Raw genomic sequence first — 13344 nt, 5'->3', positions numbered from 1 at the left:
TGTCACCCACGCACCGGGTTCGCCATGTGCCACAGTGCTCTGCGGGGAGGTTTCGGGAGAAGCGGTATCGAAAGGCTGGTTCGAAACATGTCTGCGACGGTGGTCCCCCTCGTACCCAGATCCGGGTTCACGGTACGGCGATCGGGCGAGACGTGGGAATTGATCAACTCCCGGCACTACGGCCGCGGCGTGGTGCTGCACAGCTGGGCCCGCGACCGGCATTCCGAAGCGTTCGAGCACTGCTATCGGCTCAACGGCCGCAGCGTCGAGGAATTGCTCGCAGCCTTCCGCTGACCTGCGCCGTTGCGGTCGATATGGCCGAAATGCGCTGGCCTGCAACGATCTCCGCGTAGCTAGCACATCCGCAGGTCGAGCTCAAGACGTGCGTGAACGGCGCATTTGTGGCTATTGTGGCTCACCGTGCGTTATCCCCGGACCGCGTCCCGCGGCATTCGAACCACTCGCCTGGCCGCCGGTGCCTGCGTCGTCGCCGCCGCGCTGATGGCGGGCACCCCCGTGCTGGACCCCGCTCCGGCCACCGCCGTCCCGCTGCGCATGCAGGGCTGCCGCGACGGCTTCGACTGCGATATGAGCAGCCGGATCGCGGCCGTCGACAACTATCTGTCCTCCCGGCCCGGCGTCACCGGCTATGTGGTGCGCGACCGTGTCACCGGTGGCACCTATGCCAACGGCAACGCCGACACCCTGTTCTGGACCGCCTCCACGATCAAGCTGGCCATCGCCGAGGATCTGCTCAACCGGGCGCGCGTCGGCGCGATCACGCTGACGCCCGAGGACCGCACCCAGATGGAGTCCATGCTGGCGACCTCCAACGACGCCGCGGCGGACTTCCTGTGGAACAAGTACGCCGGCCCGGACCGGCAGGCGTTCAACAACGCCTTCCGGGCCAACGGGATGACCGGCCTGGTGCCGCGCCCGACCAACGGCAACGGACATCTGTTCCCGGACTGGGGTTTTCAGCAGTGCGCGCCGTCGGATCTGGATCGGCTGATGAACAACGTGCTCGACCATATGCATCCCGACGATCGCGGCTATCTGCTCGACCGGATGCGCAAGGTCGACACCAATCAGCACTGGGGCGTGTGGGGCGCGGGCGATGCCCTGCATCCCGGCCTGAAGAACGGCTGGTCCGACGAGAACGGCGGCTGGGTCGTCAACTCGGTCGGCTTCGCGGGTCCCGGTGAGCGCTACACCCTCGCGGTGATGAATTCCCTCGGCGACCAGGGCGGCTACACCGACGGCGAGGAGACCACCACGCACGTGGCGCAGCTGCTGTTCGCCGGCCGGTAACCCGCAGCGGGATCACTGCGGCGAGCCGCATCGAGGTCACCGCGGCGAGCCGCATCGCGGTCACCGCGGCGAGCCGCATCGACTTCACAGCCGCGACAGCCGCATCGGAGCCCCGTCGCGCGGGAACGGGATGGTGTTGAAGCCCCACGGCATCAGGTAGTCGTCGGGGATGTGCCAGCGGTAGGCACGCACCATCGCCGCGATGACGACCTTCACCTCGAGGGTGCCGAAATGCATGCCGATGCATTTGTGCGCTCCCGCGCCGAACGGCATCCACGCCAGCCGGTGCGATTTGTCCTCGCGCCGGCCCTCGGTGAATCGTTCCGGATCGAAACGCGCGGGGTGCGACCACAATTCGGGCATCAGGTGGTTGACACCGTAGGCGACATCGACGTGGGTGCCGGCCGGAATGTAGTGACCGGCCACCTCGGTGTCGCGCACGGCGCGGCGCACCAGGCCCGGCACCGGCGGCACCAGCCGCAGGCTCTCCTTGATCACCAGATCCAGATCGCGCAGGCGGTCCAGGTCGGCGATCGTCGGCGGCGCGCCGTCGAGTTCGTCGAACAGCGCCTGCGCCTCGGCGCGCACCCGCTGCTGCCAGTCCGGGTGCCGGCCCAGGTAGTAGGCGACCGAGGTCGCGGTGGTGGTGGTCGTGTCGTGGGCGGCCATGATCAGGAAGATCATGTGGTTGACCACGTCGGCGTCGGAGAACGCCGCACCGTCCTCGGTGCGGGCGTGACACAGCGCGGAGAAGAAGTCCGCACCCTCTTCGCGGCGCTTCTGCGGCACCATCGCGGTGAAGTACTCCTCGAGCTTCCTGCGCCCGCGCAGTCCGGCGCGCCACGCACCACCGGGCACCGGATAGCGCACCAGCGCCAGCGGTGCGTGGGTGCAATCGAGGAAGGCCTGCCCGAGCCGGTGGCGTTGCGGTCCGGCGTCGACCCCCATGAAGGTTTCGGTGGCGATCTCGAGAGTGAGATCTTTCACCGTCGGATACAGCCGCAGAGTGCGCGCATCGCCCGCACTCCAGCGCTCGACCGCGGCCTCGACCACCGGACTCAGTTGCGCCAGATGTGATTCCAGCCGCTCGCGGGTGAAGGCCTGCTGCATGATGCGCCGGTGGAACATGTGCTCGGAGAACTCCAGCAGCAGCAGTCCGCGGCGGAAGAACGAGCCGATCAGGAAGTCCCAGCCCTGCCCGAAATCATTGCGCCGCTTGCCGAGTACCTCGTCGACGGCCTGCGGACCGGCGATCAGGACACGGTCGACACCGAAGGATTTGTTGTAGCTCACCGGTCCGTAGCGGCGGTATCGGTCGTACATCTCGGCCGGGCCCCAGCGCAGATACTGCAGGGAGCGGCCCAGCACCGGCAGCCCGGCGTCGCCGCGTACGGCCGCCGCCGCACTGGTCCGCGGCGGTGTCGCCAACACTTGCTCACGGGCCGGTAATCGGTGCAGCAGCCGGTCGATCGGATGACTGTCCGGAATTTCGATGAAGCCGATGTTCTCCCGTTCGGCGCCGGAGGGACGCGGGTCGACGCTGACCATGACAGATGCCTCCCGAACACAGCGACCGCGCCACGCCGCCCGGCCGCAAGAAAAGTACACCTCGTACATTAGAGGTAGGATCGCGCTGTGACAAGGGACACAGAAATTCGGCGCCCGGGCCGCCCGCCCGGGCCGCCCCGGGATCCGGACCGCCGGCGCGCGGAAATCCTCGACGCGGCCGAGCGGGTGGTGGCCGGCTCCGGATCGCGGATGACGATCGCACAGGTCGCCGCGGAGGCCGGCTACGCCCGCACCGCGGTGTACGCCGTGTTCCCGGATCTCTCGGCGCTGGTCGACGCCCTTGCCGAGCGGCATATGAACGCGATCATCGCCGCCGCCGACAGGCTGCTGGCCCAGCCGCTGCCCGCCCGGCAACTGCTGCGGGCGGTGGTGACCTTGATGTGCGATTTCGTCGACGCCAATCCCAATCTGCACCACGTGATGATGCAGCGGCTCGAGCGCGGCGACGCCGAGCACCGGCCGTTCTTCACCCGCGTATCCGACTGGGCGACATCGATTTTCGACATCATCCTGCGTCGTCTCGACGCCGATCCGGCGCTGGCGCGGATCTGGGCGACCGCCACTGTCGGCGCCATCCTGATGTCGGCCGAGGCCTGGATGCAGCAGCCGACTCGCTCCCGCGCCGAATTCGTCGACCAGCTGGCGGCCTTCCTGTGGCCGACCGTGGAGAGCATCGGCGGCGACCGCCTCGTCGGGCCGCTGGTGGGCGCCGCCGAGCCGGTGCCGAAGTGATCGCATACCCGCCCCACGCGGGCCGAAACTCGGGCCCGGGGTGCGGACGCGCCGACATTCGGTGCTCGTCGTGACTGCCTCCGGGCAGCCGACTACCGTTGAGCCTGTCGTAGACCGAACGTCCGGCGAGGAGCGCTGATGGGAACCGAAACTGTCGAGAACCGACGCCACCGCGTGGTGGTGATCGGATCCGGCTTCGGCGGCTTGTTCGCGTGCAAACATCTCGAGCACGACAACGTCGATGTCGTACTGATCTCCAAGACCTCCACGCACCTGTTCCAACCGCTGCTCTACCAGGTCGCCACCGGCATCCTGTCCACCGGTGAGATCGCCCCCGCCACCCGCATCGTGCTGCGCAAACACCACAACACGCAGGTGATCCTGGGTGAGGTCCACGATATCGACCTGGTGAACAAGACCGTGACGTCGAGACTGCTCAACCAGGACACCGTCACCTCCTTCGACAGCCTCATCGTCGCCACCGGCGCCCAGCAGTCCTATTTCGGCAACGATCACTTCGCCACCTACGCGCCGGGGATGAAGACCATCGACGACGCGCTGGAACTGCGTGCGCGCATCCTCGGCTCGTTCGAGGAGGCCGAACTGGCCAAGACCCAGGAGGAGCGCGACCGGTTCCTGACGTTCGTCGTGGTCGGGGCGGGCCCCACCGGCGTCGAACTGGCCGGCCAGATCGCCGAACTCGCCGACCGCACCCTGGTCGGGACCTTCCGCAACATCGATCCGCGCGACGCTCGCGTCCTGCTGGTCGAAGGCGCCGGCGCGGTGCTCGCGCCGATGGGTCCCAAACTCGGCGGCAAGGCGCAGCGCCGGCTCGAGAAGATGGGCGTGGAGATCCAGCTCAACGCCATGGTCACCGATGTCGACGCCCGTGGTGTGACGGTCAAGGACAAGGACGGCACCGAACGGCGCATCGAATCGGCGTGCAAGGTGTGGTCGGCCGGCGTGCAGGCCAGCGAACTGGGCAAGATGCTGGCCGAACGGTCCAAGGGCACCGAGACCGACCGGGCCGGGCGGGTCGTGGTCGAACCGGATCTGACGATCAAGGGATATCCGAACGTCTTCGTCGTCGGTGACCTGATGGCGGTGCCCGGTGTGCCCGGACAGGCCCAGGGCGCCATCCAGGGCGCGACGTACGCGGCCAAGCAGATCAAGGCCGAGGTCGCCGGGAAGCAGACCCCCGATCAGCGCAAGCCGTTCAAGTACTTCAACAAGGGCAGCATGGCGACGGTGTCGCGGTTCAACGCCGTCTGCCAGATCGGCAAGCTGGAGTTCTCCGGCTTCCTCGCATGGCTCATCTGGCTGGTCCTGCACCTGTACTACCTGATCGGCTACCGCAGCCGGACCGTCACGGTGTTCCAGTGGTTCGTCGCCTTCCTCGGCCGCAATCGCGGGCAGATGGCGGCCACCGAGCAGTGGGTCTTCGCCCGGCTCGCGCTCGAGGCCATGAACGGCAACGAGACCGATGCCCGGGAGGTGCAGGCCGAGATCGGCACTACGACGCCCCCCGCCGCACCGGGCGAACCCGCGGCGAAGCCAGCGGCCACGACCCCGGATGGCGACAAGGCCTCGGGCGCAGGCGAACCCATTTCCGGCACCAGCGAGTCCACTGCCTCCAGCGAGTCGACCGCCTCCGGCTCGTCGCATCCGAAGGCGGGCTGACCGCCCGCCCGTTCCACCACCGCACTACCGAGGGCCGCGAGCCGATGCGCTTGCGGCCCTTGTGCATTCGTGTCGCCCGCCGAGCGCGATCGAATCCCGGCTGCCAAGTTTCACCCCACTGCGGCGGCTCGAGGGCGGAATTCCGCGGGTGTTTCGGACAGTCGCGCACCCGTCCACGTCGACAGCGAGCCACCTGCGGCCAGCGGAAGCGCCGCAGCGGCGACACCGATGGTCGAGGCGGGGCTGTCGTCGGGGTATCGCAGCTCGCTGGACAGCGCGCGGGGAGCCGACAGCAGGTCGTCGGCGGCGGTGCCGGCGCCGAGTTCGAGGCGATGCCGCAGCAGCGGCAGGCCGGAGGTGTCGGCGACCAGGTCGCCGCGCCAGCGGCCGTGATCCTCGCCCGTGCGGCCGATCTGGACGCGTTCGCGGATGCGGATGCGGGCATCGGAGGCCAGCCGCACGGTGGTGACCGCCCGATGCTCGGCTCCCCCGGCGACGACCGTCGGTTCCGGGTCGAAGTCCAGTTCACCGCCCGCGCCGATATCGAAGGTCCACGATGCCGTCGACGTCGGGGTGGTGCGGCCGGGAAGCACGATCGTCGCCGCCACCGAGCGCACCACCAGGCGCGCACCGGGCTCGACCACGATGTGGATATCGAGTTCGTCCCCGCCGAGCGGCGTGGCCGCCGCACCGATCAGATGCACCGTCTCCGGTCCGGTCGAGCGGACCGCCAGCGCGCCGGTGGCCGCCGAGCGAGGCCGGGCCCCGGCGCGCGCGACGATGCGAATCTCAGTGCGCAACAGCGCTTTCCCCGGCGGCATCGGCGGCCGCCGCCGCGCGCAGCTGATCGCGCACCCACGCCAGCACCGGTGTCGCGGCCGGATCCTCGGTCAGCGAACTGAAGACGAACGGGCGGCCCGCGCGCACCGCCCCGGAATCGCGCCGCATCACCTCGAGGTCGGCGCCGACCATCGGCGCCAGGTCGGTCTTGTTGATCACCAGCAGATCCGAGAACGTGACGCCCGGACCGCCTTTGCGCGGCACCTTGTCGCCGCCGGCCACGTCGACGACGAAGATCTGCGCATCGATCAGGCCCGCGGAGAAGGTCGCGGTGAGGTTGTCGCCGCCGGATTCGACCAGAATCAGATCCAGCGGCGGATTGGCCTCGATCAGATCGTCGATGGCGTCGAGATTGGCGGTGATGTCGTCGCGGATCGCGGTATGCGGACAGCCACCGGTCTGCACCGCGCTGATCCGTTCGTCGGGCAGGACCGCGTGCCGGCGCAGGAAGTCGGCGTCCTCGGTGGTGTAGATGTCGTTTGTCAGCACCGCCAGCGACAGTTCCGCCCGCAGCTGCCGGCACAGCGCCGCGACCAGCGCCGTCTTCCCGGATCCGACCGGCCCACCGATCCCGATACGCACCGGCTCCCCCGGCGTCCGCACCCGCTTGGGCCGGTCGTGAGCGTGATCGTGCGGTTCGCCATCGATCAGATGCGGCGGCATGGGCTCTCCTTCGGGCGTCGACTCTCGACGATCATCGTGGCCGATTCATGTGAACCCGGTGTTACCGAGCTACGACGCGAACAGCGGCATCTCGCGGTCGAGGTGGCGCTGAGCGAGCACGTCACCGAGCGGATCGGACAGGGCCGCGAGGCCGTTCGTGGCCGCGCGGGCGGTCTCGTCGCACAGCGCAGCCAACTCCAGCGTGATCGCCGCGACGGCGGCCGGATCGAGTGCGAGCAATCGCTGCGCCGCGGTCGCGGCACCGGTCATCGTCGTATAGACCACGACCCCGGCGATCTCCACCGGTCGCACCGCCGCGGCCGCGCCCACGACGCCGAAGACCGTGGACAGATGCGGCCGCACGCCCACGCTCGACCAATCATGGTGCGGCCAGACCTGTTTCGCGAGCCGGAGCAGTCCGCGCCCCTGCGCCCGCGAGGCCGTGCGAGCTGCCGGTGCCGGGGTGCAGGCGTCGGCCTCCGCCTCGGCCGCCGAGGGGCTCAGGGTTCCCGCGCAGACGGCCGCCGACAGCGAGGCCGCGACCACGCCCGTGGTGCGGATCCGGCGCCGCAGATAGGCCGCCACCGTGTCGAGGTCGCGCACGAGCCCGGAGGTGACCGCCTCCTCGACACCGCCCGAATGCACATGCCCGCCGATGGGCAGCCGCGAATCGGCGAGCGACATCACCATCGCGAGGCTCATGGGCATCTCCTGCGGCCGGGCACGATCTCCGATCCTAGAACCGCGCGGTCAGCCGGCGGCCGCGAAGTCCGCCGCGGCGCTCACCGCTGCCCACTGACGCGGGACCGGACGTCTCGGCCCGCACTTGACCTCAACAATAGTGGAGGTTGCAGGCTGAGCGCATGAAAGCGATACGACTGCACGAATTCGGCCCGGCCGAGAACCTGCGCTACGAGACCGTCCCCGATCCGGTGGCGGACGCGGGACAGGTTCGAATCGCCGTGGCGGCGGCGGGAATCCACTTGGTCGACACGCAGTTGCGCAGGGGCCTGCCGGGGCCCTACCCGCTGCCGCAGTTGCCGACGATCCCGGGCCGGGAGGTCGCGGGCGTCGTGGATGCGGTGGGCTCCGATGTCGACGCGGATCTGCTGGGCGCTCGGGTCGTCACCCATCTGGGCGCGGCGCCGGGCGGCTACGCCGCCGTGGCGGTCGCGGATGCCCAACGGCTGCACCGGATTCCGGACGCACTGGATCCCGCTGCGGCGGTGGCGATGATCGGCACCGGGCGAACCACCCTCGGCATTCTCGGATTCGCCGACGTCGAGGCGGGACAGCTCGCGGTGGTGCCGGCCGCGGCGGGCGGGATCGGCACGCTGCTCGTGCAGTATCTGCGGGCCGCCGGGCTCACCGTCGTCGGACTGGCCGGCGGTCCGGCCAAGGTCGCCACGGTGGCCGCCAACGGCGCCGACCTCGCCCTCGACTACACCGACCCCGGCTGGCCGGACACCGTCCGCGCCCGCTTCGGCGAACGGCCGGCGCACTGGGTCTTCGACGGAGTCGGCGGCGCGGCGGGGCGTGCGGCGGTCGAACTGCTCGCACCCGGCGGCGCCCATCTCGTCTTCGGCTGGAGCGATACGCCGCTGGAATTCGATCCCGACGACCTCGCCGCCCGCGGCATCACCTCGCGCTCGGTGCTCGGCCCGGCAATGCTCGAACGCGGCGGCGGCCTCGCGGCCCTGGAGACGCGCGCCCTCGCCGCGGCCGGATCCGGGCGGTTGCGCCCGGCGGTACACCGGTTCGCCCTCGCGGATGCCGCGGCCGCGCACCGGGCCCTCGAGGACCGCGCAACCGTCGGCAAGGTCGTTCTCGAACCGTAACGGCCGATAGCTGATCGTTTGCTTCCGTCACCGATTCGTAGCCGCTCGCCTCGGTCGCAACTCCTACGCTGGAGATCGCGTCTCGTTCTCACGGCCCGCGACCGAGGCCGGCGGGCGCACGCAGAGGAGGTTCGTCCATGCCTGTGTGTACGACGCGTGACGAGGTCGACATCTACTACAAGGATTGGGGTTCGGGCCGCCCCGTGGTCTTCATCCACGGCTGGCCGCTCAACGCCGACGCCTGGGACGATCAGCTGAAACACGTCGCGGACAACGGTTTTCGCGGTATCGCGCACGATCGCCGCGGGCACGGGCGCTCGGCACAGCCGTGGAGCGGATACGACTTCGACACCTTCGCCGACGACCTGAACGATCTGCTCACCCGGCTCGACCTCCGCGATGTCACGCTCGTGGCGCACTCCATGGGCGGTGGCGAACTGGCTCGCTACATCGGCCGCCACGGCACCGGGCGGGTGCGCTCGGCGGTGTTGCTGTCGGCTATCCCACCACTGATGGCGCGCACCGAGAGCAATCCGGAAGGCGTGCCCGACGAGGTGTTCGATCAGCTCGAGAAGGGCATTCTGACCGAACGCTCGCAGTTCTGGCGCGACACCTCCGAGGGCTTCTTCAGCGCCAACCGGCCGGGCACCAAGGCCACCCAGGGCAACCGCGACGCGTTCTGGTTCATGGCGATGCACGAGTCGATCGAGGCCGGGGTGCGCTGTGTCGACGCCTTCGGATATACCGATTTCACCGGCGACCTGGAGAAGTTCGACGTGCCGACGCTCATCGTGCACGGCGACGACGATCAGATCGTGCCGATCGACGCCACCGCCCGCAAGGCGGCGAAGATCATCCCGGACGCGACCCTCACCGTCTACGAGGGCGGTTCACACGGGATCGCCCTGGTCCCCGGCGACAAGGAGCGTTTCAACGCCGACCTCCTGGCGTTCCTGCAAGGCTGACCCCGACGTCGCCGCCGGGTCATTTCGCCCGGAAGCTGCGGGCCATCAACCGCTGCATCGGGCCGCGGGTCAGATCCGTCCACGCCTGCAGCGGACCGCTCCACCACGGGGAGATCTCCACCGGTTTCGCGACCACGGCGTGACACACCAGATCCGCGGCCTCCGCGGCGGTCAGACCCGGCATGGAACCGAAATCGGTGGGCGCGCTCATGCGGGTGTGCACCAGCGGCATGTAGATCGAGGTGGTGGTCACGCCGTCGGCGGCCACCTCGGTCGCCACCGTGCGCAACCACTGGTCGAATGCCGCCTTCGACGCCCCGTAGGCGGCCCATCGCGGTGCCGGCGGCATGCGCAACCCCCAGGTGGAGATGTTGACGATATGCCCGCGACCGCGCTCTCGCATCGCCGGCAGCAGGGCCAGCAGTAATCGCACCGGGCCGAGATAGTTGATATCGATGGTCCGGGTGAAATCGTGGAAACGATCGTAGGACTGGTCGATCGAGCGCCGAATCGAGCGGCCCGCGTTGTTGATCACCACATCCACCCGGCCATGCGTGACGAGGATGTCGCGGGCCAAGTCGTCGACCGCTTCCATATCGGTCAGGTCGATGCTGTAGGTGTGCGCGATGCCGCCATTGGTGGTGATGTCGTCGGCCGCGGCCTCCAGTTCCGCCGCCGAGCGCGCGACCATGACCACGACGGCTCCGGCGGCGGCGAATTTGGTGGCGGTGACCTTCCCGATGCCGTGCGAGGCACCGGTCACCAGCACCACCCGGCCCGAGACGGCCTCGCGCAGCGCCGTGTCCTGGGGCCGCGACGTGGGATACAACAAGCGCGTCGCGACCCGCTCGGCCAGCGGGCGGCCCGGTGAAACGGCATCTCTCACAGCCGAAACTGTATTGGGCCGCCTCCGCCGGCGGGCCGGAATTGCCTGCGCGAGCGGTCAGCGCGTTCCCGCCGCCGCGGACGCGGCATCCACCGCGTTCGCGCGCCGGCGCCGGCGACCCGAGGTCGCCGCGGCGGTCACCGCCATCATGATCAGCAGGCCCGCACCGACCACCAGCGCGGTGTGCATCCCGGTGACGAACGAGCTCTGCGCGGCATGGATCACGGCCGCATCGCCGCGATGGCGCACGAGCGTCTCGCCGAGCGTGTCGGCGAATTCGCCACCGGATCGGAACACCAGCGCCGCCAGCGAACCGAGCAGCGACAATCCCAGTGCGTTACCCAGTTCGAAACTCGTTTCGGAGATGCCGACCGCCGATCCCGCCCGCTCGGCGGGAACGGAGGACACCGCGACCTCCGACACCAGGGTGAACACGATGCCGTAGCCGAGGCCCGCGATCGTGGAACCCGCGATGTACCAGCCGATTCCGCCGTCGACGCCGATACCGAGCAGCAGCAGATTGCCGACCGCGGCCGCGCTCAGCGCCAGCACGAACGAGCCGCGGGTCCCGAGCCGGCGCGCCACCCGCGCACCGCCCATCGAGCACACGAACACCGCGATCGCCGCCGGAATACCCAGCAGCGCCGCGCCCAGGACGTCGCGCCCGGCCACCGACTGCAGATACATGCTGGTCAGATAGCTCATGCCGGCCAGCGACATCATGCCCACCGTGGACGATCCGATCGCCACCCGGAACAGGCCGCGCCGGAACAGGCTCAGATCCAGCAGCGGTTCGGCCAGGGTGCGCTGGCGTCGCACGAATGCCACCAAGACAGCGACACCGGCGAGTCCGAGCACCACCGAGACCGCGTCGACGCCCTCGGCCGCGGCCCGCTTCACCGCGTACACCAGCGGCAGGATGCCGCCGATGGACATGATCACACTCACCGGGTCCAGCGGCCCGCGACCGGCGGAGCGGTGTTCGGGCAGCAGCAGCGGTCCCAGCGCCAGCAGCACCAGTAGCACCGGCGTATTGATCAGGAAGATCGAGCCCCACCAGAACTTGTGCAGCAGCAAGCCGCCGATCACCGGCCCCACCGCCGAACCACCCGCGAAGAACGCCGTCCAGATGCCGATGGCGGTGCCGCGGGCCCGCGCGTCGGGAAACAGACTCGAGATCAGCGCCAGGCTCGACGGCAGCAGCGTCGCACCGCCGACACCCATCAGCGCGCGCGCCGCGATCAGCACGTCGGCGCTGGGCGCGAAGGCCGCCAGCAGGGAGGCGATGCCGAAAACCGTTGCGCCGGCGAGCAATATGTTGCGTCGCCCGATGCGGTCACCGAGATTGCCCATGGTGATCAGCAGTCCGGCGATCATGAATCCGTAGATGTCGAGAATCCACAGCTGCTGTTCTGCCGAGGGGTCCAGATGCTCGGTCAGTGTCGGCATCGCCAGATACAGCACCGACATGTCCATCGACACCAGCAGCACCGGAAGAATCAACACCGCCAGACCCAGCCACGCCCGCCGGGGGGTTGCGCTCGGCGCGGTGCGGCCCGCCGCCGAGGTCTCAATGCCGACCATCACCTATCCTTCATCTCGTGCGTACGATGTACGCGACCGGGGTACAGCGTACGCATCCGGCCGCAGAAAGGAAAGCGAGTTTCGATGCCGAAACCTTCCCACCCACCCTCATCTGCACCTTCGGGCTCCGGGGGCCGGTCCCAGCCCGAGCGGCTGACGCGAGCGGCGATCGTCGACACCGCCATCGCGCTGGCGGACGCGGACGGCATCGACGGATTGTCCATGCGCCGCATCGCCGAGCGGATGGGCGTGGGCGCGATGTCGTTGTATCGGCACGTCCCGAACAAGGACGCGCTGCTGGCCGAGATGACCGACGAGGTCGCGCGCCGCTACCCCTACCCCGCGCCGGAAGCGGGCTGGACCTGGCGTGACCGGGTACGCGCGGCCGCCGATATCGACTGGCAACTCTACCGGCTGCACCCGTGGGTGCTGTTCACCTTCGCGGTGCCGCGCTACAACTTCGGCCCGCACAGCCTGGCATGCCTGGGCTGGCTGACCGAAGGTTTCCTCGAGCTGACCGACGATCGCCGCGAGGCCACCGCGATGGCGCTCGAGGTCTGGAGTTATATCGCCGGCATCGCCCTGCAGCAGGTCAGCGCCACCATTCTGGCCGCCCGCGAGGACGAGCACGACGAATCCTCCGGGCTGACAGCACTTCTGGAGGGCACCCCGCGCTGGCCGAGCCCGCCCGCGCTGGCGCCCCTCGAAGGAACCGGGCTCGGCGATCTGCTCGATCCGGTGCGGCAGTTGCATTCGGGCCTGTCGGCGCTGTGCGACGGTTTCGCCGCACGCCACGGCTGACTCGCGGTCAGTAGTACGACCGGCCCTGCGTTCCGCCCGAGACCGACCACACCTCCACGATCAGCCCGTCCTCGACGCGGAGGATATCGGTGCCGCTCACCGCGATCTCACCGTCGGCGACCGGTCGGCGCGAACCGTAGGGCCGCGCCACGATCCCGGTTCGGCGGTCGTCGATCTCGACGACCGCCTCGCCCTGGGTTTCGAATCGCTGCCCGGGCGCGTCCGCGCGGAAGGCCGCGATCTGCCGCGCGAAGGTCTCCGGGTCGTGGATGGTGTCGTAGACCTCCGCGCCCGGCTGGGCGTACCGAAGGATGAAGTGCGGAGCCATGATTCGGCTCGCGAGTTCCAGCTCCCCGTTCCACATCGCCGTCCATCGGTCGAACAGTTCGATCCCGTACGCGCGCACGCTCACTCCAATAGTCTCATTGATACGGTATGACGGATATGAAGCTATAGTCTCAGTGAGACCGTGTCA

At 69.2% G+C, this 13344-nt stretch carries 14 protein-coding genes; 7 read left to right on the top strand and 7 right to left on the bottom strand.

What is annotated here, in order from left to right; genetic code table 11:
- Positions 1–87 precede the first annotated feature (87 nt).
- Both NA3_RS19520 and NA3_RS19515 read left to right on the top strand, forming a co-directional pair.
- Positions 88–294, top strand: a complete 207-nt coding sequence (locus NA3_RS19520; protein ID WP_062965071.1) for a hypothetical protein — start codon at positions 88–90, stop codon at positions 292–294.
- 126 nt (positions 295–420) lie between these two features.
- Positions 421–1311, top strand: a complete 891-nt coding sequence (locus NA3_RS19515) for a serine hydrolase (protein ID WP_084491741.1) — start codon at positions 421–423, stop codon at positions 1309–1311.
- 84 nt (positions 1312–1395) lie between these two features.
- Here NA3_RS19515 and NA3_RS19510 read toward each other — a convergent pair whose 3' ends face one another.
- Complete coding sequence (locus NA3_RS19510; RefSeq protein ID WP_062965070.1) at positions 1396–2859, bottom strand: cytochrome P450; 1464 nt, start codon at positions 2857–2859, stop codon at positions 1396–1398.
- A gap of 87 nt (positions 2860–2946) precedes the next feature.
- Here NA3_RS19510 and NA3_RS19505 point away from each other — a divergent pair, with 87 nt between their 5' ends.
- Positions 2947–3612: a TetR/AcrR family transcriptional regulator gene (locus NA3_RS19505; RefSeq protein WP_128145205.1), complete on the top strand. Its 666-nt coding sequence runs from the start codon at positions 2947–2949 to the stop codon at positions 3610–3612.
- 138 nt (positions 3613–3750) lie between these two features.
- On the top strand, positions 3751–5292 hold the full coding sequence (locus NA3_RS19500; protein WP_084491688.1) for an NAD(P)/FAD-dependent oxidoreductase: 1542 nt from the start codon (positions 3751–3753) through the stop codon (positions 5290–5292).
- Positions 5293–5402: 110 nt separating this feature from the next.
- Here NA3_RS19500 and NA3_RS19495 read toward each other — a convergent pair whose 3' ends face one another.
- The 3 genes from NA3_RS19495 to NA3_RS19485 form a co-directional block, all read right to left on the bottom strand.
- Positions 5403–6092 carry an urease accessory protein UreD gene (locus NA3_RS19495; protein ID WP_062965068.1) on the bottom strand — a complete coding sequence of 230 codons (690 nt, stop codon included), beginning with the start codon at positions 6090–6092 and terminating at the stop codon, positions 5403–5405.
- The gene (ureG, locus tag NA3_RS19490) at positions 6082–6795 is read right to left on the bottom strand and encodes an urease accessory protein UreG (RefSeq protein WP_062965067.1); all 714 of its coding nucleotides are present in this window, start codon (positions 6793–6795) and stop codon (positions 6082–6084) included. The genes NA3_RS19495 and ureG overlap by 11 nt, the downstream gene beginning before the upstream one ends.
- A 69-nt stretch (positions 6796–6864) precedes the next feature.
- Entirely contained in the window at positions 6865–7497 is a 633-nt protein-coding gene (locus NA3_RS19485) for an urease accessory protein UreF (RefSeq protein WP_062965066.1), read from the bottom strand.
- A gap of 161 nt (positions 7498–7658) precedes the next feature.
- Here NA3_RS19485 and NA3_RS19480 point away from each other — a divergent pair, with 161 nt between their 5' ends.
- Together NA3_RS19480 and NA3_RS19475 are read left to right on the top strand one after the other, a co-directional pair.
- Entirely contained in the window at positions 7659–8633 is a 975-nt protein-coding gene (locus NA3_RS19480; protein ID WP_062965065.1) for a zinc-binding dehydrogenase, read from the top strand.
- A 137-nt stretch (positions 8634–8770) separates the two neighbouring features.
- The gene (locus NA3_RS19475; protein ID WP_062965064.1) at positions 8771–9598 is read left to right on the top strand and encodes an alpha/beta fold hydrolase; all 828 of its coding nucleotides are present in this window, start codon (positions 8771–8773) and stop codon (positions 9596–9598) included.
- 19 nt (positions 9599–9617) lie between these two features.
- On the opposite strand, the gene NA3_RS19470 is transcribed toward NA3_RS19475, so the two are convergent.
- Together NA3_RS19470 and NA3_RS19465 are read right to left on the bottom strand one after the other, a co-directional pair.
- Entirely contained in the window at positions 9618–10484 is an 867-nt protein-coding gene (locus NA3_RS19470; RefSeq protein WP_227995257.1) for an SDR family NAD(P)-dependent oxidoreductase, read from the bottom strand.
- Between the two features lie 57 nt (positions 10485–10541).
- Positions 10542–12068, bottom strand: coding sequence for an MFS transporter (locus NA3_RS19465; RefSeq protein ID WP_062965063.1), 1527 nt, complete (start codon positions 12066–12068; stop codon positions 10542–10544).
- A gap of 84 nt (positions 12069–12152) precedes the next feature.
- Between NA3_RS19465 and NA3_RS19460 the strand changes: the two genes are divergently transcribed.
- Entirely contained in the window at positions 12153–12869 is a 717-nt protein-coding gene (locus tag NA3_RS19460) for a TetR/AcrR family transcriptional regulator (RefSeq protein WP_084491687.1), read from the top strand.
- A gap of 7 nt (positions 12870–12876) precedes the next feature.
- Here NA3_RS19460 and NA3_RS19455 read toward each other — a convergent pair whose 3' ends face one another.
- Positions 12877–13281 (bottom strand): nuclear transport factor 2 family protein, encoded by a 405-nt coding sequence (locus NA3_RS19455; protein WP_218021853.1) that lies wholly within the window; start codon positions 13279–13281, stop codon positions 12877–12879.
- Positions 13282–13344 lie beyond the last annotated feature (63 nt).

The sequence above is a fragment of the Nocardia africana NBRC 100379 genome (assembly GCF_001612635.1).
In the GTDB taxonomy this organism is placed as follows: Bacteria; Actinomycetota; Actinomycetes; order Mycobacteriales; family Mycobacteriaceae; genus Nocardia; species Nocardia africana.
This window is presented reverse-complemented; position numbering and strand designations above follow the sequence as displayed.

Excerpts from the sequence above, each read along its gene's own strand:
- NA3_RS19520 (WP_062965071.1), top strand. The coding sequence starts at position 88 with ATGTCTGCGACGGTGGTCCCCCTCGTACCCAGATCCGGGTTCACGGTA.
- NA3_RS19510 (WP_062965070.1), bottom strand. The coding sequence starts at position 2,859 with ATGGTCAGCGTCGACCCGCGTCCCTCCGGCGCCGAACGGGAGAACATC.
- NA3_RS19500 (WP_084491688.1), top strand. The coding sequence starts at position 3,751 with ATGGGAACCGAAACTGTCGAGAACCGACGCCACCGCGTGGTGGTGATC.
- ureG (WP_062965067.1), bottom strand. The coding sequence starts at position 6,795 with ATGCCGCCGCATCTGATCGATGGCGAACCGCACGATCACGCTCACGAC.
- NA3_RS19485 (WP_062965066.1), bottom strand. The coding sequence starts at position 7,497 with ATGAGCCTCGCGATGGTGATGTCGCTCGCCGATTCGCGGCTGCCCATC.
- NA3_RS19480 (WP_062965065.1), top strand. The coding sequence starts at position 7,659 with ATGAAAGCGATACGACTGCACGAATTCGGCCCGGCCGAGAACCTGCGC.
- NA3_RS19475 (WP_062965064.1), top strand. The coding sequence starts at position 8,771 with ATGCCTGTGTGTACGACGCGTGACGAGGTCGACATCTACTACAAGGAT.
- NA3_RS19465 (WP_062965063.1), bottom strand. The coding sequence starts at position 12,068 with ATGGTCGGCATTGAGACCTCGGCGGCGGGCCGCACCGCGCCGAGCGCA.
- NA3_RS19460 (WP_084491687.1), top strand. The coding sequence starts at position 12,153 with ATGCCGAAACCTTCCCACCCACCCTCATCTGCACCTTCGGGCTCCGGG.